Raw genomic sequence first — 21267 nt, forward strand, 5'->3', positions numbered from 1 at the left:
AATAGTATTTTAAAAGCAAATGATGATAAGGTGTATTACTACGAGCTTATACCACCTTACAAGCTTACTAAAAACAAGCCTTTAGAATACGCACATTTTAAGGAATTTCTAAAATGCTACAAAGAAAAGAAAAATCACTGCTAATTCTTGGCTGCTTAGCAAAAAAGAACTTGAAGAAAGAAATTATGATTTAAGTGCTAAAAATCCAAATGTAAAAGAAGAAAAAATCCTAAGAACTAGCGAAGAGATTTTAAATTCTTTAGAAGAAAATTTAAAACTTCAAAATAAGTATTTAAAAGAAATAAAAGATGCCTTAAAAGCATAAGGCATCTTTATTTATAGGCTTATTACCCCAATGCGTGTGTTTTCATAGCAAGAATTAAGCACTATGTCTATCATAGCACTAGCATAATCACTATAGCTGATTTTACTTTCATTGTTGGCATTCACTTCAAATTTTTCGCCTATGATTTTATAATGATTGCTTTTTGGAAGATCTGGTGAAAAAATAGCAGATGGGCTCACATATACCCATTTAAAACCTTTTTCATTGCGTAAAAATTCCAATACTTCCGCACTTGCTTTAGCTATATCCAAATACTCTTTAGGAAAATCAGGCATATCCATAAGTCTTGTAGTATGATTCTCATCCATATACAAACTTCCAGCACCCCCTACAACAAATAATTTAGCCTTACTTCCTTGTAAAATTACACTCAAGCATTCTATATGCTTTTTATGTAAGCTTAAATTTTCCCATTCTCCAAAAGCGTCAATAATAATATCAAAATCTATCAGATCTTTAGAATCAAGTTCAAAAAGATCTCTTTGTACTATTTTAGCTTGAGGTAAAAATTCATTCATTTTAGAGCTATTGCGTACAAAACATACTGGCTCTAAATTTCTTTTTAAAGCTTCTTTGCTGATTTCTTTGCCTACTTTACCGCTTGCACATAAAATTGCTATTTTCATAATATCTCCTTTTTAAGTATTTTTACATAAAAAATGCAATCTAGAAATTATAAATATATTTACTACTAAAAATCAAGTAGATATTATTTTATAATATAGTATCTATTTTAGGAGTATTATGTTATTTTAGTATTTTAATGAGATAAATTTTTTTAAAAAATATGTTATAATTTTAAAAAATAAGGATTTATAATGAAAAAATATCATTCTCTTTGTCCTATTGAAACCACGCTTAATTTGATAGGAAATAAATGGAAAATTTTAATTATTCGAGATTTGTTGCAAGGGACTAAAAGATTTGGAGAGTTAAGAAAAAGCATTTCATTTACAAAAAATCAAAACATCTCTCAAAATGTCCTTACACAAAATTTACGAGAATTAGAAGAAGCAAAACTGATCAAACGCAAAGTTTATGCAGAAGTTCCTCCAAAGGTTGAGTACTCACTTACATCTTTAGGCAATAGTTTAGAATCCATCTTAAAAAGTCTTGAGAATTGGGGAAATAGCTATAAAAATATCGTTTAAGTAATAAATTAATATATCAATATATATTAATTTATTAATTTATACATGTTATATTTTTTGGAAATATTTTTAAAAGGATAAAAAATGCAGTCTTTTTTAAATACTTTCAAAGAGTTTTTATATCTATTTACTGAGCTTTCTGTACTTTTTATAGCTATTTCTTTTTTAGTTTCTATTATCAATCAAAAATACGAAGGAATTTTTAAAAACAACTTGCTGGTGACAAAATTTCAAGTTATTTTAAAGCTATATTTTTAGGTGCTTTAACGCCATTTTGTTCCTGTTCTACCATACCGCTTTTAAGAGCTTTTTTAGAAGCGAAAGTAAAACTTAGCATAGCTTTAGCTTATCTTTTTACTTCGCCTCTTATTAATCCTATTATTTTTTCCATGCTTTTTGTAACTTTTGGTTTAAAGTTAAGTTTGATTTATGTGGTTTTTTTGATATTTTTGATATTTATTATTTCTTTTGTTTTTTCTAAATTTAAGGAAGATAGTTTTTTAAAACATATTCCTAAAAATACAAAATCAAGTATTTTTACCCAAAGCGCTCACAATCCTAGCAATTTTATTTTTAAACAAAAATCATGCTGTGCAAATACTCAAGATAAGTCTAAAAATATAACGATAAACTATAAAGAATTATTCAAAGAAAGTTTGAAAAATTATAAAAAATTATTACCTTATATCGTTGTGGCAGTTTTTATCGGTGCTTTTATTCATGGTTTTATTCCTCAAGAAATTTTACAAAAATACCTAAATGGCAATGAAATTTTAAGCATTGCATTAGCGGCTTTTTTAGGAATTTTCCTTTATTTAAGAGTAGAAACTATTATTCCTATAGGCTTAGCACTTTTACAAATGGGAATTTCTCAAGGAGTGATTATGAGTTTTTTAATCGCTGGTGCTGGATGTTCTTTACCTGAGCTTGTTTTACTCAAACAAATGTTTAAAATAAAATTTTTATTTTTATTTGTTATGATTATTTTAGGCGTGGCTATATCTTTTGGAATTTTTATTAATTTAATTTAAGGAAATAAAATGCAAAAATTTTTAACCATTATTTCAGCAATCAATGATGAAAGTAGGATTTTGATTTTGTATCATCTTTTAAGATACAAAGAACTTTGTGTTTGTGATCTACAAGAGCTCTTAAACATGGGTCAATCAAGACTTTCAAGACATTTAAAAATTTTAAAAGATGCAGGTTTTTTGTATGTAAGGCGTCAAGGAACTTGGGCGTATTATGGGATTAATAATGAGCTTTTAAAGCTGCATTTAGATCTTTTTGAAAATATCAAAAATTTAGAGCTTAAAAATGTTATTAAAAAAAATGAAAATATTATTACCCAAATTTGCCCTTAATATAAAATCAACCCTTAAACTTATGCAATTTATCACAAGGTTGATAGTCCTTGCTTTCTGGATTAAACCCATCGACTTCATTTGCAAGCATTTCTTCATAAATTTTTATCTTTTTGCTTAAAACTTTTTCACTTTCTTTTAATGTTTTAATCTGGTTTTGTAATTTTTTCTTTGTTTGCTTTAACATCTCTTGTCTTTCTTTAGCAGTTTTTATACCCAAAGAGCAAAGTTTTATATAATGTTTGATTTGTTCTATTGGCATACCTGAAATTCTAAGCCATTCTATCCATTTTACCCATTCTATATCGCTTTTTGAAAAATATTTCACACTATTTTCATCTTTTTGAACAAAAGGAAACAAACCTTTTTTAGCCCAAAATCTTAAAGTATGAGCACTAATTTTTGTTTCTTTTTCTACTTTTTTTATAGTATAAGCCATATTTTCTCCTTTATTTAAGATAAAAATAAAAATTTATTTTATTTTTTTGTGATAAAATAATAGCCAAATTATTAGTTTTATGCTAAAAATAACAAAGATTAAAAGGAAAATAATGAATAGTATTAAAATCAAACTTTCCCTCATTGCAAATTTAATTGCAATTTTTGCCTTAATTGTTCTAGGTATTGTAAGTTTTTATTTTACAAAAACCTCACTATATGAAAGCACTCTTAAAAATCAAACTGACCTACTTAAAGTCACACAATCTACCGTTGAAGATTTCCGTTCCACAAATCAATCTTTTACTAGAGCTTTAGAAAAAGATATCGCGAACTTACCTTATCAATCTTTAATCACTGAAGAAAATATTATTAACAATGTTGGTCCAATATTGAAATATTATCATCATAGTATAAATGCACTAAATGTTTATTTAGGTTTAAACAATGGAAAAGTTTTACTTAGTCAAAAATCTAATGATGCAAAAATGCCTGAATTACGTGATGATTTAGATATAAAGACAAAAGATTGGTATCAAGAAGCTTTAAAAACAAATGATATTTTTGTTACACCAGCATATTTAGATACAGTTTTAAAACAATATGTAATAACGTATTCTAAAGCTATTTATAAAGATGGTAAAATCATAGGGGTACTGGGTGTCGATATACCATCAGAAGATTTGCAAAATTTAGTTGCAAAAACCCCTGGAAATACTTTTTTATTTGATCAAAAAAATAAAATATTTGCAGCAACCAATAAAGAATTATTAAATCCATCCATTGATCATTCTCCTGTTCTAAATGCATATAAACTCAATGGTGATAACAACTTCTTCTCTTATAAGTTAAATAATGAAGAAAGACTTGGAGCTTGTACTAAAGTCTTTGCTTATACAGCTTGTATTACCGAAAGCGCTGATATTATAAATAAACCTATTTATAAAGCTGCATTTATTCAAGCCATTGTTGTCATTATTGTAGTAGTATTTAGCGTCATCCTCCTTTATTTCATCGTATCAAAATACCTCTCCCCACTTGCAGCTATCCAAACAGGTTTAACTTCATTCTTTGATTTTATCAACCATAAAACAAAAAATGTTTCTACTATAGAAGTAAAAAGCAATGATGAATTTGGACAAATCTCAAATGCTATCAATGAAAACATTCTTGCTACTAAAAGAGGCTTAGAACAAGACAATCAAGCCGTTAAAGAATCAGTTCAAACCGTATCAGTTGTAGAAGGTGGTAATTTAACAGCAAGAATTACTGCTAATCCAAGAAACCCACAGCTTATTGAACTTAAAAATGTTCTAAATAAACTTCTTGATGTTTTACAAGCTAGAGTAGGTTCTGATATGAATGCTATTCATAAAATTTTTGAAGAATACAAAAGCTTAGACTTTAGAAATAAATTAGAAAATGCTAGCGGTAGTGTAGAATTAACTACTAATGCTTTAGGTGATGAAATAGTTAAAATGCTAAAACAAAGTTCAGACTTTGCTAATGCTTTAGCTAATGAAAGTGGAAAATTACAAACTGCTGTTCAAAGAGCTTAACCACTTCTTCAAATTCTCAAGCTCAATCTTTAGAAGAAACTGCAGCAGCTTTAGAAGAGATCACTTCTTCTATGCAAAATGTTTCAGTTAAAACTAGTGATGTTATCACTCAATCCGAAGAGATTAAAAATGTTACAGGTATTATAGGTGATATTGCAGATCAAATCAATCTTTTAGCTTTAAATGCAGCTATTGAAGCAGCTCGTGCTGGAGAACATGGTAGAGGCTTTGCAGTGGTAGCTGATGAAGTTAGAAAGTTAGCTGAAAGAACTCAAAAGTCTTTATCTGAAATTGAAGCTAATACTAATTTACTTGTTCAATCTATCAATGATATGGCAGAAAGTATTAAAGAACAAACTGCAGGTATCACTCAAATCAATGATAGCGTAGCTCAAATTGATCAAACTACTAAAGATAATGTTGAAATTGCTAATGAATCAGCTATTATTTCTAGTACAGTAAGTGATATAGCTAATAATATCTTAGAAGATATTAAGAAGAAGAGGTTTTAACCTTAGATAACTAGCCAAAAAGCTAGTTATCTCTAAATTTACTTATTGATTTAAAATTTGATTTTTACTCTTACATAAATTCTGCCAATTTGAAGCACTTTTGATTTCAAGACATTGTTTTAAACTTTCTTTTTCAGCTTGTATATTTTGCATTCTTTCATAAGTTAAGGCTTGGATATATAAAGCTCTTGCTCTATCTTCATCTGAAAGTTTTAATTTAAGTAAATCTGTTAAAACAGCTAAACTTTCTTCATTTTTATTGATTTTAGTCAAAGCATCAAGATATATAAATTCTAAATTAGGACTAAAAAGATTTATACCTTTAAAATTTTGATAGTCAATGGCCTTAGGTGCGTAAGTTAAAATCGTTGTTTGCATATTATGATCATTAGCGTAAGAAAGTAAAGCATCATAAGCTTCCACCATACTAAAATTCATTGGAAAACTTTCTAAAATTTGCAAAATTTTAATGGCTTGATTATAGTCATTTAAACGCAATAAAGATAAAAATTGCAAATAATAAGCCTTAAAATTCTCATCATCACTTTTTAAAATTCTAGAATTAGCTATATCTTTAGAAATTTTAATCACCTGAGGATATTGTTTATTGTCAAAAAGAATAGATGCTTTTTGAAGACCATAAAATATAGAATCTTCATTATAATTTTTATCTATATAATCAAGTGCTTGTTCAACATTAGAAGTTCTGATAAGACAAGCTAACATTTGTTTTTTATTCTCAATTTTCTGACCTATATCATAAGCACTAAAACGCATAAAAATATTTGCAGCATTGATACAATTATCAGCTTTTATGGCATTTTTTAAATCATTAATGGCTGCTTTCTCTAAAAATTGAGTAGCATTTGGAATTTTTTTACTTTCTATAAGATCTTTATAAGCTAAAATGGCACTAAAATTTCCCTCTTTATAATAAAGTGCAACATCTTCATCTAAAGCTTTATTTGCAATATTCTCATCTTTATTTGCATATTGCTTCATTAAATCTGTATAACGCTGATGCAAAAAGCTTGCATTATTATCACCTAAAGCAAAGAATACCTCATCACTTGCTTTTTTAATTTCATCTAAATACTTACCATCTAAATAATCATCCATATACAAATCAAGGTATTTTTTAGCATCACTAGATCTGTTAGCATGTGATAAAACCAAGGCTAAATCTTTTAAAGTTTCTTCATAACTTGGATCAAGTTTGGACATTTTAGCAAAGGCATCTTCATAAATACTTGCACTTATATCAAATTGTCCTTTTTGATTAAATAATTTAGCAAGTTCTAAAGATCTTGGAATATCTTTTCCAAAATATTCAGGATTGGCTTTTAAAATGGTATTAATATATTCTATAGCTTTATTTACTTGCTCATTTGAAAGCAAATTCTTTGCCAAACTCATAGCTGCTCTTGCAGCTAAATCTAAATTTTTTGTATTAAAATAAGTATTTTCATAAATATTTACAGCTTTTTCTTTTTCATTTAAATTATAAATATAGTCTGCATAATCAAGTTTTGATAACTGAGTAAAATAATTATTAGGTTGTTCATTATCTAAAATCGACATTGTATACTCTACATCAGCACGCTGAGCTAAAGCGATATAAGTTCTTAACATTATATGTAAAACTTCTGAAAAATTTTTATCACTTGTAAAAGTACGCGTCCAATTTTTAGCATCATCAATCATCTTTTCTAAAATTTGTTGATCACGCATACTTGGATCTTGAGTGTAAAGTTTATTTTGAGCTCTTAATTTATAAAGTATAAATTCACTAGTAAAAATACTGCCACGATATCTATTGATAGCATTTTGTGCATCAATCACCACTTGATTGTAATTAGCCTTATCGTATTCTTTTTTGATGCGTAAATAAGTATTGATATCTGCACTTTGAGGAATAACAACAGGATCAGAATTTAAATCCAAAGCTCCAACATAAGGCAAACTCTCATGTGGAAAATTGATATTAAAATCGAGTCCATCATAGTCTTTAATAGGTGCTAGTTCTGGTGTAAAAATAAAAGTAAAAGCCTTACTTTTATGCGAACTTGATGAACTGAGTTCTTTATCTATATAAATATTTTGAGAAGTGTCAAACATTCTTGCTTGTATTTTTGGCAAAATGATCATTTTAATTTTTTGAGCTTCTTGTATAAATTTTAAATCAAAAGCAGAAAAACTCTGATCTTTTAATTTATTATCAACCATACCTACAATATCACATTCAAAATGAACTTTTGCTTCGGTAATAAATTTTTGACATGTAAATTCTAAATCATTACTCGCATGTAAAACTGCAAAAGCTTGATTATTTTCGCGACCCGTGTTTAAAACAAGCTCAAAAGCAAAAGCATTTAAAAAACTTAATAAAATTAAAAATAATATTCTCATAAAATAATTATAGCAAAACTCTTATAACATTAACAATATAACAAAAGTGCTTACACAAACACAAAAAGCTAAAATAAAATTTTGTATAAAACTAAACTTAATATTATGAACCCTATCATTTTTCATAAATAAAGCATGAATTAAAATCTTTAAATACGCATAAAGCATAATAACAGAAGATAAAGCCACAAAAAGCGCCAAATACCAATATCCATTTAAAATTGCTGTATTTAAAATCATAAATTTACCCCAAAACACTCCAAAAGGCGGGATACCTGCTAAAGAAAGCACACTAATGCTTAAACAAAAAGCAATTAAAGGTTTTTTAACCAAAAGCCCATTTAAACTCTCATAAGAATTATTCTCATAATTGCTTAAAATCATAAATACAGCATAATTTGCAAAAGCAAATAAAGTCCAATATCCAAAAATAGCAAGCAAAATTCCATCAAAATTTTGTTCTTTTAATAAAGGAATGCAAGCTACCAAAACCAAAGAAGAATGCACTACAGAACTATAAGCAAACATTTTTTTGATATTGTTTTGACTTAGAGCCGCAAAAGCACCTATAAGCATAGAAAAAATCGCTAGAACTATTATGATATATTCAAAACCTGTATTATTTAAAAAATCAAACAAACGAATAACCACAACCAACATGGCAACTTTTGGCACAACTGAAATAAAAGCAACCAAATTTGTATGTGCTGCATAATACACATCTTTAAGCCAAAAATGAAAAGGTGCCAAAGAAAGCTTGATTGCACAAAGAACAAAAATCATCACTCCAGCACCCAAAAGCATGGGATCTTTTTGAAACTCATTTTTTAACGCTAAATTAGCAGATAAATCTAAAGTTCCTGTTTTTAAATAAATAAAAGCTACAGCCATAACAAAAAACCCAGCTCCTACAGCCGCTACACTAAAGTATTTTATCGCACTTGAAATAGCATTATCACTTCCACGCATTGCTATTAAAGTATAAAGTGCTAAAGAAGAACTTTCAAGTCCTATAAAAATAAGTACTAAATTTGAGCTTGAAACCATCAAAAGCAAAGATGCAATCATAAATAAAAATAAAGCATAAAATTCACCCTGATTTTCTTCTTTTTGCATTAAAAGATATAAAAATGAAAAACACAAAATCACCAAAGAAGCATAAAATGAAACAATATCATTATTTAAAGTAGCCAAAAAAGCTTTTGCTTCTAAACCTTGAGCATTTGCATTATTTAAAATCAAAAAAGCACTTACAATCAAAGACAAAGAACTTATGCCGATATAAAACGATCGATGAAATTTCCAAAAACCAGAGCAAAGCAAAAGAACTATTGCAGTTGTAATTAAAAATAAAAATGGATAAGATAAGCTTATATTTAAAAGTTCTAAATTTAAAAAATTATTTAACATTTGCCTCTCCTATTTTAGATAAAAAATCTAAAGTATTTTGCTCAACAGCTCTAATATTCATTGTTTTTATAAGATTATCCACATCTTTTTGTATCGGCTTTAAAAGTATATTTGGCATAAGCCCTAGTCCAAAAATCATTACTACAATGCACACAAGCGCTACTATTTCTCTAAAAAGTAAAGAAAAACCCTCTATAAAGCTTTGTTTTTGCATGAAAAATATTTTTCTAAATACTGCGAACATATAAATCGCTCCTAAAATAATCACCAAACCTGCCAACAAAGCGTAAAATAAATTAATCTTTGCTATACCTAAAAGAATTAAAAACTCTCCCACAAAAGAAACAGTTAAAGGCAAAGAAACACTCGCAAGTAAAATGAGCATAAAGAAAATTGAAAATAAAGGTGCTTTTTTGGCTAAAGAATGGTAAAAAGAAATATCATAAGTATGATATCTTTGGTATAAAAGTTCAACCATTAAAAATAAAGCTCCCGTTACAATACCATGTGCAAACATATAAAAAACCGCACCACTAATACCCAAAGCATTTAAAGAAAAAATTCCCAAAATCATCACACCAAGATGTGAAATAGAACTATAAGCAATCAATTCTTTAATATTTTCTGCTCTATAAGCAATTAAAGCGTTATAAACGATACTTACTATACATAAAGCTACAATTAAAGGCATAAAATACACACTCGCATCTGGAAAAAGTGGTAAACAAAAAAGTAAAAATCCAAAAGGAGCCATTTTAAAAACTACAAGCATTACAGAAACAAGTATAGGCGAATTTGCATAAACCTTAGGTGCCCAAGTATGAAGTGGAAATAAAGGAGCTTTGATAGCAAAAGCGATAAAAAATGCTCCAAAAAGTAAAAGTTGCTCTGTAAAATTTACTGCTGAGGCATTATTTTTCCAAATTTCCAAGTCAAAAGTGAAGATATTTAAAAGCTGATAATTTAAATAAGCTTGATAAATCAATGCTACAAGCATTAAAATTGAACCCGCAAAAGCATAGATAAAAAATTTCACCCCTGCTCTAAAATCTTTACCATAAACTCCCATAATATAAAGCAAAGGCAAAAGAGAAAATTCCCAAAAAACATAAAACAACAAACCATCTTTTGCGCTAAAAAGTCCCATAATAGCAAATTCTAAAAAGAATATACAAGATATAAGCGCTTTTTGTTCTAGTTTCAAAAATAAAAAGCTTAAAAATATCATCAAAGAACTTAAAAGTATCAATACAAGTGCAATACTGTCTACTCCTACATGAAAGCTAAAAAATTTCAAAATTTTAAAAGAGAGATTATAATCAAAGCTTACCCCTTGTAAAAAATCCGCAAAAATATCCAAATTTAAAGCCAAAATCATAAAACTTACAACAACGCTAAAAACCTTAACGCCTCCGCGATTTAATAGCAAAACCACAAAAGCAGAAATTAAAGGAAAAAATATCAAATAATTTAGCATTTTACACCATCCATACTAAAATCAACAAAATCACAAAAGCTGCCACCAAAAACCTAAGCATTAAGTTTAAGCTGTTTGGCATAATCATTTTTTGTGAAATATTTTGAGAATACAAAGCAATTTTTTCAACTATTCTATCAAAAATATAAAGATCACAATGCTTTAAAATCGCACATAAGCTTTCATATTTTGAAACGATAAATTGATGATAGAATTGAGGAATAAAATAATCATTACTTAAAAGTTTATGAATTTTATTTTCTTCAATACTTTCCTTAAACCAAGAATTTTTATAAGCAAAAATAGCCAAAATTGCACCCAAAATAGCTGCTACACTCGCACAAATCATTACAATTTGATTTTGCGCATCAATAAAAACTAATTTTGTGCTTAAATATTCAAAAAAACTATGTTCGAAAAATCCTGCAATAATAGCTAAAACCATCAAAGGACTCATAGCCAAAAGTGCGATTTTACTTGCTTCATGTGGATGTTCATCATGTCTTGCAGGGGTAAAAAATACCAACATTAAAAGTCTAAAGCTATAAAATGCTGTTAAAAAAGCTGCGATTAAGAGCACTAAAAAAATACCATGGTGAAAAGAAATGAAAGAATATCCCAAAATCAAATCTTTAGAGAAAAATCCTGCAAAAGGATAAATTCCTGCTAAAGCTAAAGATCCTATACACATTAAAATAGCTGTAATTTTTAAAGGTTTAAAAAGTCCACCCATTTTTTTAATGTCTAATTTATCATTCATAGCATGCATTACATTTCCAGCGCCTAAGAAAAGTAAAGATTTAAAAAAAGCATGCGTAGCTAAGTGAAATAAAGCTATACCATAAGCCCCAAGTCCTGCAGCCACAAACATATATCCAAGTTGCGATAAGGTAGAGTAAGCAATAATGCGTTTTAAATCCCTAACCACCAAAGCCATAGAGGCTGCAAAAATCGCTACAAAAGCTCCAAGTAAGGCAATAATATAAGAAACTTCAGGAACTAAATCATAAAGCGTACTCGCACGAATTACCAAATAAACCCCCGCTGTTACCATGGTTGCTGCATGGATTAATGCAGAAACAGGAGTTGGCCCTGCCATAGCATCAGCAAGCCAAGTGTGAAAAGGAAATTGTGCAGATTTTCCCATAGCCCCTATAAATAAACAAGTTGCGATTAAGATCAAAGCATTGTGATCTAGGCTTTGTGCCATGGAAAAAACTTCATCATATTTTAAAGTTCCTGCTTGCAAATAAAGCCAAAAAATTCCTAAAAGCATACCCAAATCCGCAATACGATTCATAATAAAAGCTTCATTAGCCGCAAAAGAATAAGTAGCGTTTTTATACCAAAAACCTATGAGCAACCAAGAGCAAAGCCCAACGCCTTCCCAACCTACAAAAAGTCCTAAGAAATTATCACTCATAACTAAAAAAAGCATAGAAAAGACAAAAAGCCCCAAATAAGCAAAAAATTTATTAAAACCCTCATCATGAGCCATATAAAAAATACTATAAAAATGCACACAAGTAGCTACAATACCTACAACACTCATCATAGTAAGCGAAATAGCGTCTATATCAAAGCCAAAATTTACTCCAGCAAACCATTCAAACAAACTCACATTAAAAGCTTCATTGCAAAAAAGCAAATACAAAGAACAAAAAGCACTCAAAGCAACTAGAAGTGAACAAATTATCCCTACAAATTGTTTTTTCTCACTCAAAGCAAAACAACTTGCAAACAAAAAAGCTATAAAAGGACTAAAAAGAGAAATCAAAGCTAAATTTTGCATACTAAGCCTCCACTTCTTTTAAGCTTTTTAATTCCAAAGTGCCTTTTCTTCTATACCAAAGCACGCACAAAGCTACACCAACAGCTACTTCACAAGCCGCTACACCCATGATAAAAAGTGCAAAAACCTGTCCATTTAAATCATTGTGCATTTTAGAAGCCGCTACTAAGGCTAAATTAGCACTATTTAATAAAATTTCACTCGAAATAAAAAGCATGATGAGATTTTGTCTTTTTAAAATACCTACAAGCCCTATGACAAACATTAAAATAGCTATAAAAAAATACTTTTCTATCATTGTTTTTCCTTTGTTAGCTCTTTATGAGTAAGCACTATAGCACACACTAAAGCAATCAAAAGTAAAATAGCTATAAACTCAAAAGCCAAAAGATATTTTGAAAAAATCGCTAAAGCCAGTTGTTTATTAAAATCAAACAAAGCAGGATCGTTTAAAGGCAAATCCGTGCTGATATTTTGGTATTTAAAACCTATAAGCATGGCCAAAAGTAAAATCGCACTTAAAACCACCAAAGTAAAAAAACTTTTTTTAGCTTTAAGTTGTTCTTTAAATTCTTTAGAAGCATCAAAAAACATCATCGCAAAACTATAAAGTCCAAGCACAGCTCCACTATAAACAATAATTTGTATCACACCTAAAAACTCTGCATCAAGTAAAAAATAAAATCCCGATAAAAACACCATTCCACCCGCTAAAGCCGAAAGAGAATAAAGCATATTTTTACTTAAAACCGCAATGCCAAAAAAGCCTAAAACCACTACACTAAAAAATACAAAGGCTAAATTTTCTATCATTTGTTTTCTCCTTGCTCTTGTGTGTTTTGATTTTCTAAGGCACTTTCAAGCATCGCATCGTAATAATTTGGCGTTTTTTTAACCCACAAATTTGCATCCTTTCTAAGACTTCCTGCTCCTTCAAATTCAACTTGATTTTTAAGCTTATCAATAGGAGTTAAAAAATCTTGCTTATAGCCAAAATAAGACCTTTGCTCGGCTGCATTTTCATACTCTGTGCCATGCACTATAGCAAGTTCAGGACAAACCTCAGCACAAAAACCACAATAAATACAACGCCCTAAATTAATACTATAATTTTCTACTTTTTTACGCCCATTTTCATCTAAAGAAGTTTCCATTCTGATACAATTGCTAATGCAAATTTTTTCGCAAAGCCCACAACCTATACATCTTTCATTTTCGCTTTCTATAAAACGCATCAAACGATGAACAGCACGGTAACGATTGTCAAGCTTTACCTTTTCAAAAGGATATTTAATCGTAGCACTATTATTTCTCTTAAGTAATTCTCTCATCATCACAAAAAGCCCTACAAAAAGCTCTAGTTTAACGCTTCTACGCAAAGCTTGTGAAATTTTCTCCCAAGTGCTAACAGGAGTTTTTCTTTTCTCATCTACTAAATAATAATTTTTCATATCAAACTCCTATAAAAGAACTGTCAAAGCAGTGATTAAAAGGTTTAAAACAGCTAAAGGAATTAAGATCAAATAGCACATTTTCATCACTTGATCTGGACGCAATTGCGGAAAAGCAGCTCTTGCCCAAAAATACCAAAAGAAAATAAAACTTGATTTTACTATCATCATAATCCAACCAGGAATAATCCAAAAGCTATTAAAACCCCCTAAAAACAAAAGAGTGACCAAAATAGCTCCAGCTATCATAGAAGTATATTCACCTATGAAAAACATACCCCATCTTAAACCCGAATACTCCGTTCCATAACCCGCTACAATTTCAGCATCATTTTCCGTCAAACAAAGCGGAGTTCTATTAGTCTCTATAAATAAAGCAATTATAAAAAGCACAAAAGCCAAAGGTTGTTTAAAAATAAGCCAAGAAAAAAATCCATCGCTTTGATAATTGTTAATATCCACCAAAGAAAAAGAACCTACAAGCATTATAATAGCAATCAAAGCTAAAGCTCCTACGCTTTCATAGGAAATAATCGATACAAGCCCTCTTGCAGCCCCTAAAATCGACCATTTATTATTACTTGCAAGTCCACCCAAAAACACCGCATAAAAGCAAAGTCCTGAAGTGCCGATGACAAAAAGCAAAGCTACATTGATATCTGCCACTATAGGCTGAATCACCCTTCCAAATAAAGTAAATTCAGGTAGCATAGGAATAGCTGCTAAAGAAACAAAAGCACAAATAGCAGAAATCAAAGGTGCTATAGCAAAAATAAATTTTTGCGAATTTGAAGGGATTATATCTTCTTTAGTAAAAAGTTTTATCATATCAGCTACAAGTTGAATAAGCCCAAAAGGCCCTACCATATCAGGCCCTATGCGTCTTTGAAAATAAGCTAAAACCTTTCTTTCAGCATAAGTTGCAAGACCTGCTAAACTCGCAAATATTGCAATGATAATAATACATTTAATCAAAGTCTCTAAAGCAAAAAAAGCAAAATCACTCATGGTTTGCTCCTAATTTTTCTAAATTCGCCACAACAAATCTTTCATCAAAAAAGCTTAGCGTATCAAGTTTTTCATCAAAATACGGCAAGAAAGCTCCATTTTTTATATCCTTATCCACACGCACACTAAGGCTTAATTCTTTATCTTTTATTTTAAGTTTTACAAGATCTTTATCTTTTAAATTTTTCTCTTTAGCTAAATTTTCACTTACACCTAAAAAAATCACCTCATTAATCGCACTAGCACGATTTGAAAATCTACCAAATTGATAGCTAGGATTAGCACTATAAAGCAAAATTTCATCTTCTTTTAGGCTTAAATTTTCAAAATTTGGAGAGATGAATTCTTTTTTAGCAACTTGTTTGAAACATTCTAAATTAAGCTCATATCCCCTTTTACAATCGCCTGCATTGGTATAAAAATTGTCTAAATGATCAAAATCAATCGGAGAAAAACCTTTATTTATAGGGAGTCTCTTAGTATAATTTATAGTATATTCCTCATCAAAACCTAAAGCATTAGCCAAATCATTTAAAAAATATCCCTTAAATTCTAAAGCAGCATTAGTTGGTACCACTCTTTTATCATAATTTAAAAAAGTTCCTTCTTGCTGATTTAAACTCGCACTAGCTAAATTTGCATGCTCTTCATAAGAAAAACTAAAATCACCTTTTTCATTGTAGCCTAAAGTCTTGCCTTCTTGTGTATTGTTATCCAAATCACAAATCATAGCCACACCTAAGGTATTAGTATGCGTAGGATTTAAAAAGACTTTAAAAGGAGTAGTATTTTGGATCAAAGCAAGTAATTTAGCAAGTTTTTTCGCATTTTTATGAAAATAAAAATCACTCCCTACAACAAGAGTAAAATTTGCTTTTTTAAGCAATAAATCTTCTAATTTATCTTCATCTATGCCTAAATTTTTAGCAAAAACAGAGCGTTGTACTTCTATGATTTTTTTTACTTTTTTAGGTACGACTTTTTTTACTTCTTTTTGAATTTCATTGCCTTCTTCATCTTTTTCTATGACTTGTTCTACAACTTCTTCGTTGATACTTTCTTCTATTTCTTTATTTTCACTAACAAAAAACTCTGCTAAATGAGTTTTAATACCTTCATCTTGGCTAAATTTTTGAAGTAAAAAATATAAAATTTGCTCTTCATCGCCATTTTTATGAATGTGCGGGATAAAATTTTTAGAATATTTTGCTATACCCATATCTTCCATAGGATGAAAATAAAGCCCTGAGCCTTTATTCATCACTAAAGCATTATTGATTTTATAGCTAAGCGTTGGAGCATCATATCTTAAAAGCATTCCAGCTACAACCAAAAAATCACTTTTTGTTATATCTTGAGTATTAGCGCTATAAAACTCACCAGAATTAGCGATAAATTCTTGTAAAAATTCTTTAAATTTCAAAGCTTCTTCATTGATCAAAGAAAGATTAAATTTCTTTTTTAAATTTTGTAAAATCAAAGCTTCTTCATTGGTAATAAAACTATTAAATTTAATGTTTTTAATTTCATTTTTCTCAAAAAGCTCCACAAGTTCTTTAAAGGCTTTTTCATCTTTATCCGCCTCATTTTGCGTATCAAAAGCAAACCTTGCAGCCTTATTTAAACTCGCAAAGGCAAAATCATTACTCACACGATAAATTTTTTCTTTTTGATTGCTAATGCCGCTTTGCTTAATATCATAATACATCAACTCACAATCGCTTGAATGCGGATTTGAAGCAGGGATTCTTTTAAGTTCCCAAATATTTGAAGTGTATTGAAATTTCGAACCTATCAAAGCTCCTGTTGGACACACGCTTGTACATTCTCCACAAAATGAACAATCAAGCGTATCACCATTTGCAGGGCCTATCAAACTTTTTTGAAATTTAGTCCAAATCGCATAAGCATCTTTTCCCATGCTCTCTTTAAAGCTATTATCCACACTATCTCCGCCACGAGGAACAGTCTTTAAAGCACTTTCGCCGATTTTATCCTTACAAACTGTAATACAACGCTCACACACTATGCAAAGTGCGGGATCGTAATTAATCATTCCCCAATGTTTATGTGGTTTATGCGTGTCTTTAATCCAATGTTTTTGAACATTTACACGACTTTTATGAGTAAAATTTTGCAATTCACACTCGCCTGATTTATCGCAAACTCCACATTCTAAAGGATGATTGATACAATAAGCTTGCATGATCTCATTTCTTTCATCCCAAAGATTTTGTAAATCACTTTCTACAACCATACCCTCTTTTGCTTTAGTATTGCAAGAATATACCTTTTTACCATCAGCTTCAACCATACACATACGACAAGCCAAAGTAGGACTACAGCCCGAAAGATAGCAAATCGCTGGGATAAAAATATCATTTCTTCTTGCTATATTTAAGATATATTCGCCTTCTTCAAAGGCGCAATCTATACCATTAATCTTAACTGTCATTTTGCTTCCTTTATGCGAATTGGAGTAAAATCAAAACCATTATTTTCATAATTTAAAAAAGCTATGGTGCCTTGTAAATTTTCATCTAAACAAAGCTTAGTTTTAAAACTAAAATCTTTAGCTAAAATTTCAACTTCACTTTGATCTTTGCATTTTGCAATTTGTAAAAATTGCTTTGAACAATGTAAATTTTTATCTTGCAAATTTGCTCTAAAAAGCACTAACCCGTCATAATTATCGAGTTCTTTTAGGGTGTTTAATTTTGCCTTTTTAAAATCGCATTCTTCTTCATCGCTATCTAAAATCTTTAATCCATATTTTACACTTAAGAAATTCAAAAAATATTTGATATTTTCACTATCTTTATAAGAATGGATATTTTTATCTATAATTAAATACTTAACCTCTTTTAAAAAAGCAAGCACTTCGCCTGCTTCTTCCTCTCCAAAACAAGATTCAGCACTTAAATATCCCTCATCTAAATCGCAAAATTGTCCTTCATCGCTTAATTTACAAAGCAAGGCCAAAACAAAACTCAAACTTGCAATTTCGCATTTGTAAAATTTAGCTTTTAAGTTTTTATCTTCCAAACAAGAAATATTAATGCTATTTACACCTATTTTTTCACATAAATTTTTGTTTTTAAGGCTTGGCATATCTAAAAAACAAAGAGCATTATCATAAATCATACCCTCTCCTTTTTTATAACAATAGTCCAATCGACTTGATTAAATTTCAAAGAATTTAAAAGCTCACAGCCTTGTTCTTTTACAAAAGAAAAACTTTTTTCAACAGGAGAAAAATCGCCGATTTCAAAAAGCACCACTAAAACCTCACCTTGTTTTGCTTCTTTTATGATTTGTGCTAAATCTTCAAAAAGCTCTTTGCTTTTTCTTAAATCTACCCTTCTCATCGATCTATCTCACCTAAAACTATATTTACATTACCCATAATGGCTACAACATCAGCTAAATAAGTACCTACAAGCATTTCTTCAAAAAACGCACAATGCCAATAACTAGGCGTTCTAGCCTTTAAACGATAAGGTCTTCCTGTACCATCACTATGGATAAAAAAGCCAAGCTCACCTTTTGGACTTTCAGTAGGCACATAAACTTCGCCTTTAGGGGGTTTTAAACCTTGAGTGATTAAAACAAAATGCTGCATTAAAGAATAATTCTGCGTTAAAATTTGTTCCTTTGAAGCACTTACATACTCAGGATGCGTAGCTAAAATTTCAGGCGAAGTATCTTTATAAAGCATGGCACATTGTCTAAGGATTTTCAAACTTTCACGAAATTCTTGCATATAAACTTTATATCTTGCATAAGAATCCCCTTGCGTAGCATAAGGCACACCAAATTCAACTTCATTATAAAGCAAATAAGGCTCTTCTTTGCGTATATCGTATTTTATGCCACTTCCTCTTAACATCACACCCGTACAACCCCAATTTAAGGCTTGTTCTTTAGTAACCACACCTACATTTTCAGTTCTTAAACGCCAAATTCTATTATCATCTAAAAGATCTTCATAATCTTTTAAATCATTTAGAAATTTATCGCAAAATGCAAGCATTTCTTCTAAATAATTCTCAGGTAAATCAAGCATAACCCCGCCTATTCTCATAGAAGAATGCGTAAGCCTTGCACCGCAATACTTTTCTATCAAATCCAAAACATACTCTCGTTCTCTAAAACAGTATAAAAATACACTCATCGCACCAATATCAAGCGCATGAGTAGCAAGCCAAAGCAAATGCGATGTGATACGGTTTAATTCTAAAAGTATCATGCGTATCACTGCGGCACGGCGTGGAATCTCTAAACCACAAAGCTTTTCAACCGCTGCACAATAAGCATAATTATTCGCTGAAGCAGCGATATAGTCCATTCTATCAGTAGTAGGAATAAATTCTTGATAAATCATATTTTCAGCCATTTTTTCCATACCACGATGCATATAACCTATACAAGGACGCGCTTTTACAACTTGCTCTCCATCGAGTTCTAAAATAAGACGCAAATTTCCATGCGCTGAAGGATGTTGAGGGCCTAAGTTGATAATCATTTTTGAGTCTTCTTGCTCAAAAGCTATATTTTCATAATAAGGTTTTAACTTGCTAGGAATTTGCATTTTAACGCCTTTTCTCTAAAATTTTTGCTTCATCACGTTTTACTTTTTTTACAAAAGCCACACCTTCATCTTCTTGATATTCTTGTTTAAAGGAAATTTCCTTCTTTTGACCACCTTTTGGCACTTCATGGTAAAGTCTTGCAAAATTTAGCGTATCTTTATCATCAGCAAAACCAGAATCTCTTTGTTCTTCGCCCACTACTTCACGATATTCTTTGCCAAAAATTTTATCAATCTCATACCATCTTGCAAACTCATCGCCCTTTAAAGGATAAGTTTTCAAAAGCGGATGTCCAAACCAATCATCAGGCATTAAAATGCGTTTTAAATTAGGATGATTTATGATGAAAATTCCAAACATATCATAAATTTCTCTCTCACTCCAATTTGCCCCTTTAAAAACATGAGCCACGCTTTGCAAACGCTCTTTTACGCCTACAAAAGTTTTTATTCTCACTCTTAATTTTTTTTCTAAATTTAAAAGCTGATAAAACACTTCAAAACCATTTTTATCTGCTATAAAATCAATAGCACTTGCTTCTGTAAAACTTAAATAACCTAAAGTTTTAAGCATTTGCAAGGTTTTAACATTGTCTTCTTTTTTAATTTCTATTACCCAAAAATCAAGCTCTACAAAGGAATTTAAAATTTCTACTTGAGTTTTTAAAACTTCAAAATCCTCTTTAAAAACACTTTCATTAACATCAGATTTTACAGTGTGTGGTGCGTGATAAAATCTATCTTTGTAGTAATTTTGAGTTTGAGCATTTTTTTTATCGCTATACTTTCTCATCATATCAACCTTTTAGGTGCGATCTTGCGACTTGCTTTTTCTTTGCGAATCTTTTTTTGCAAAATCATCAAAGCAAACTGAAAACTTTCGGGGCGTGGAGCACAGCCTGGCACATAAATATCTACAGGTATAATTCTATCCACTCCTTGAACAGTAGAATAAGTATTAAACATACCGCCTGTATTGGCACAACTTCCCATAGAAATCACCCATTTAGGATCAGGCATTTGATCATAAAGTCTTCTTGTAAATTCAGCGTGCTTTTTACACAAAGTTCCTGCGATAATCATCACTTCACTGTGGCGTGGTGAAGCTCTAAAAATCGTTCCAAATCTATCAAAATCATATCTTGAACCCCCAGCCGCCATCATCTCAATCGCACAACAGGCAAGTCCATAAGATAAAGCCCATAAAGAATTACTCCTGCCCCATTGAACTAGCTTATCCACACTGGTTAAAACTACGGGCAAACCACTTGCATAATTTACTTGATGCTCTGCCATGCAAACGCTCCTTTTTTATAAGCATATAAAAATCCAACTCCTAAAAGTACGATAAAAACAAAAACTTCTAAAAATCCAAACCAACCTAAATCTTTAAAAATCAAAGCCCAAGGAAATAAAAACACAACTTCTATATCCAAAAGTATGAAGATTAAGGCGATGATGAAAAATTGAGAGTTAATCTTGTTAGCTTGTTTAACAGGAATAGGACCACATTCATAAATTCCAAGTCCTAATTTTTTGCGATTTTTTGCGGCAAAATTATTACCGATTTTTGAAGCTAAAAAAACCAGTCCAAAAAAAATAACACTAGCAAGTACCAGCATTAAAAAAATACCAAAATAAGGATGCGAAGCATCTATATGAGACATTTATTCTCCTTTTTTAAAGCACTTTAATCACTCCACAACAAAAATTAAATTTACACTTTTCTTTATTTTACTCTAAACTTTCTATATTGAAA

19 protein-coding genes and 3 pseudogenes are annotated in these 21267 nt (G+C 30.1%); 5 read left to right on the forward strand and 17 right to left on the reverse strand.

Features of this window, described 5'->3' with window-relative positions; all coding sequences use genetic code 11:
• Positions 1-21 precede the first annotated feature (21 nt).
• Positions 22-325: pseudogene (locus FBF02_RS07570) on the forward strand (SAM-dependent DNA methyltransferase); the annotation flags it as partial.
• An 11-nt stretch (positions 326-336) separates the two neighbouring features.
• On the opposite strand, the gene FBF02_RS07575 reads toward FBF02_RS07570, so the two are convergent.
• A complete protein-coding gene (locus FBF02_RS07575) occupies positions 337-972 on the reverse strand; it encodes an NAD(P)-dependent oxidoreductase (protein WP_002851545.1) in 636 nt (211 codons plus the stop codon).
• A 192-nt stretch (positions 973-1164) separates the two neighbouring features.
• Here FBF02_RS07575 and FBF02_RS07580 point away from each other — a divergent pair, with 192 nt between their 5' ends.
• The 3 genes and pseudogenes from FBF02_RS07580 to FBF02_RS07590 all read left to right on the forward strand — a co-directional run bounded on the left by FBF02_RS07580 (position 1165) and on the right by FBF02_RS07590 (position 2861).
• Positions 1165-1497: a helix-turn-helix domain-containing protein gene (locus FBF02_RS07580; RefSeq protein ID WP_002851392.1), complete on the forward strand. Its 333-nt coding sequence runs from the start codon at positions 1165-1167 to the stop codon at positions 1495-1497.
• An 84-nt stretch (positions 1498-1581) separates the two neighbouring features.
• Positions 1582-2528 (forward strand): annotated as a pseudogene (gene arsP, locus FBF02_RS07585) (organoarsenical efflux permease ArsP).
• Positions 2529-2537: 9 nt separating this feature from the next.
• Complete coding sequence (locus FBF02_RS07590; RefSeq protein WP_002858110.1) at positions 2538-2861, forward strand: metalloregulator ArsR/SmtB family transcription factor; 324 nt, start codon at positions 2538-2540, stop codon at positions 2859-2861.
• Positions 2862-2868: 7 nt separating this feature from the next.
• Here the strand turns inward: FBF02_RS07590 and FBF02_RS07595 are convergent, their stop codons facing one another.
• On the reverse strand, positions 2869-3300 hold the full coding sequence (locus FBF02_RS07595; RefSeq protein WP_002858055.1) for a MerR family transcriptional regulator: 432 nt from the start codon (positions 3298-3300) through the stop codon (positions 2869-2871).
• Between the two features lie 79 nt (positions 3301-3379).
• On the opposite strand from FBF02_RS07595, the pseudogene FBF02_RS07600 reads away from it, so the two are divergent.
• A pseudogene (locus tag FBF02_RS07600) lies at positions 3380-5370 on the forward strand (methyl-accepting chemotaxis protein).
• Positions 5371-5412: 42 nt separating this feature from the next.
• On the opposite strand, the gene FBF02_RS07605 reads toward FBF02_RS07600, so the two are convergent.
• Genes FBF02_RS07605 through FBF02_RS07675 form a run of 15 tightly spaced genes read right to left on the reverse strand, consistent with a single transcriptional unit; the run spans position 5413 to position 21175 of the window.
• Positions 5413-7779 (reverse strand): paralyzed flagella protein PflA, encoded by a 2367-nt coding sequence (locus FBF02_RS07605; protein WP_002851328.1) that lies wholly within the window; start codon positions 7777-7779, stop codon positions 5413-5415.
• Between the two features lie 21 nt (positions 7780-7800).
• Positions 7801-9189, reverse strand: a complete 1389-nt coding sequence (locus tag FBF02_RS07610; protein WP_002851201.1) for an NADH-quinone oxidoreductase subunit N — start codon at positions 9187-9189, stop codon at positions 7801-7803.
• On the reverse strand, positions 9179-10666 hold the full coding sequence (locus tag FBF02_RS07615; RefSeq protein ID WP_002858136.1) for an NADH-quinone oxidoreductase subunit M: 1488 nt from the start codon (positions 10664-10666) through the stop codon (positions 9179-9181). Before FBF02_RS07615 ends, FBF02_RS07610 begins: the two co-directional genes overlap by 11 nt.
• A 1-nt stretch (position 10667) precedes the next feature.
• Positions 10668-12458 (reverse strand): NADH-quinone oxidoreductase subunit L, encoded by a 1791-nt coding sequence (gene nuoL / locus FBF02_RS07620; RefSeq protein ID WP_002858178.1) that lies wholly within the window; start codon positions 12456-12458, stop codon positions 10668-10670.
• A gap of 1 nt (position 12459) precedes the next feature.
• Positions 12460-12756: an NADH-quinone oxidoreductase subunit NuoK gene (nuoK, locus tag FBF02_RS07625; protein ID WP_002858466.1), complete on the reverse strand. Its 297-nt coding sequence runs from the start codon at positions 12754-12756 to the stop codon at positions 12460-12462.
• Positions 12753-13271: an NADH-quinone oxidoreductase subunit J gene (locus FBF02_RS07630; RefSeq protein WP_002858410.1), complete on the reverse strand. Its 519-nt coding sequence runs from the start codon at positions 13269-13271 to the stop codon at positions 12753-12755. The genes nuoK and FBF02_RS07630 overlap by 4 nt, the downstream gene beginning before the upstream one ends.
• The gene (gene nuoI, locus FBF02_RS07635) at positions 13268-13909 is read right to left on the reverse strand and encodes an NADH-quinone oxidoreductase subunit NuoI (RefSeq protein WP_002858138.1); all 642 of its coding nucleotides are present in this window, start codon (positions 13907-13909) and stop codon (positions 13268-13270) included. The genes FBF02_RS07630 and nuoI overlap by 4 nt, the downstream gene beginning before the upstream one ends.
• A gap of 9 nt (positions 13910-13918) precedes the next feature.
• On the reverse strand, positions 13919-14917 hold the full coding sequence (gene nuoH / locus FBF02_RS07640; protein WP_002851149.1) for an NADH-quinone oxidoreductase subunit NuoH: 999 nt from the start codon (positions 14915-14917) through the stop codon (positions 13919-13921).
• On the reverse strand, positions 14910-17372 hold the full coding sequence (locus FBF02_RS07645; RefSeq protein ID WP_002851440.1) for an NADH-quinone oxidoreductase subunit G: 2463 nt from the start codon (positions 17370-17372) through the stop codon (positions 14910-14912). The genes nuoH and FBF02_RS07645 overlap by 8 nt, the downstream gene beginning before the upstream one ends.
• Positions 17369-18061: a hypothetical protein gene (locus FBF02_RS07650; protein ID WP_002851266.1), complete on the reverse strand. Its 693-nt coding sequence runs from the start codon at positions 18059-18061 to the stop codon at positions 17369-17371. Before FBF02_RS07650 ends, FBF02_RS07645 begins: the two co-directional genes overlap by 4 nt.
• A complete protein-coding gene (locus tag FBF02_RS07655) occupies positions 18058-18285 on the reverse strand; it encodes an NADH-ubiquinone oxidoreductase subunit E family protein (protein WP_002824979.1) in 228 nt (75 codons plus the stop codon). Before FBF02_RS07655 ends, FBF02_RS07650 begins: the two co-directional genes overlap by 4 nt.
• Positions 18282-19508, reverse strand: a complete 1227-nt coding sequence (gene nuoD / locus FBF02_RS07660) for an NADH dehydrogenase (quinone) subunit D (protein WP_002858018.1) — start codon at positions 19506-19508, stop codon at positions 18282-18284. Before nuoD ends, FBF02_RS07655 begins: the two co-directional genes overlap by 4 nt.
• 1 nt (position 19509) lies before the next feature.
• The gene (locus FBF02_RS07665; protein ID WP_002864416.1) at positions 19510-20304 is read right to left on the reverse strand and encodes an NADH-quinone oxidoreductase subunit C; all 795 of its coding nucleotides are present in this window, start codon (positions 20302-20304) and stop codon (positions 19510-19512) included.
• On the reverse strand, positions 20301-20804 hold the full coding sequence (locus FBF02_RS07670) for an NADH-quinone oxidoreductase subunit B (protein ID WP_002851253.1): 504 nt from the start codon (positions 20802-20804) through the stop codon (positions 20301-20303). Before FBF02_RS07670 ends, FBF02_RS07665 begins: the two co-directional genes overlap by 4 nt.
• Positions 20786-21175 (reverse strand): NAD(P)H-quinone oxidoreductase subunit 3, encoded by a 390-nt coding sequence (locus FBF02_RS07675; protein ID WP_002851275.1) that lies wholly within the window; start codon positions 21173-21175, stop codon positions 20786-20788. The genes FBF02_RS07670 and FBF02_RS07675 overlap by 19 nt, the downstream gene beginning before the upstream one ends.
• Positions 21176-21267: the final 92 nt, after the last annotated feature.

Source organism: Campylobacter sp. CFSAN093226 (assembly GCF_012897595.1).
GTDB lineage: Bacteria > Campylobacterota > Campylobacteria > Campylobacterales > Campylobacteraceae > Campylobacter_D > Campylobacter_D jejuni.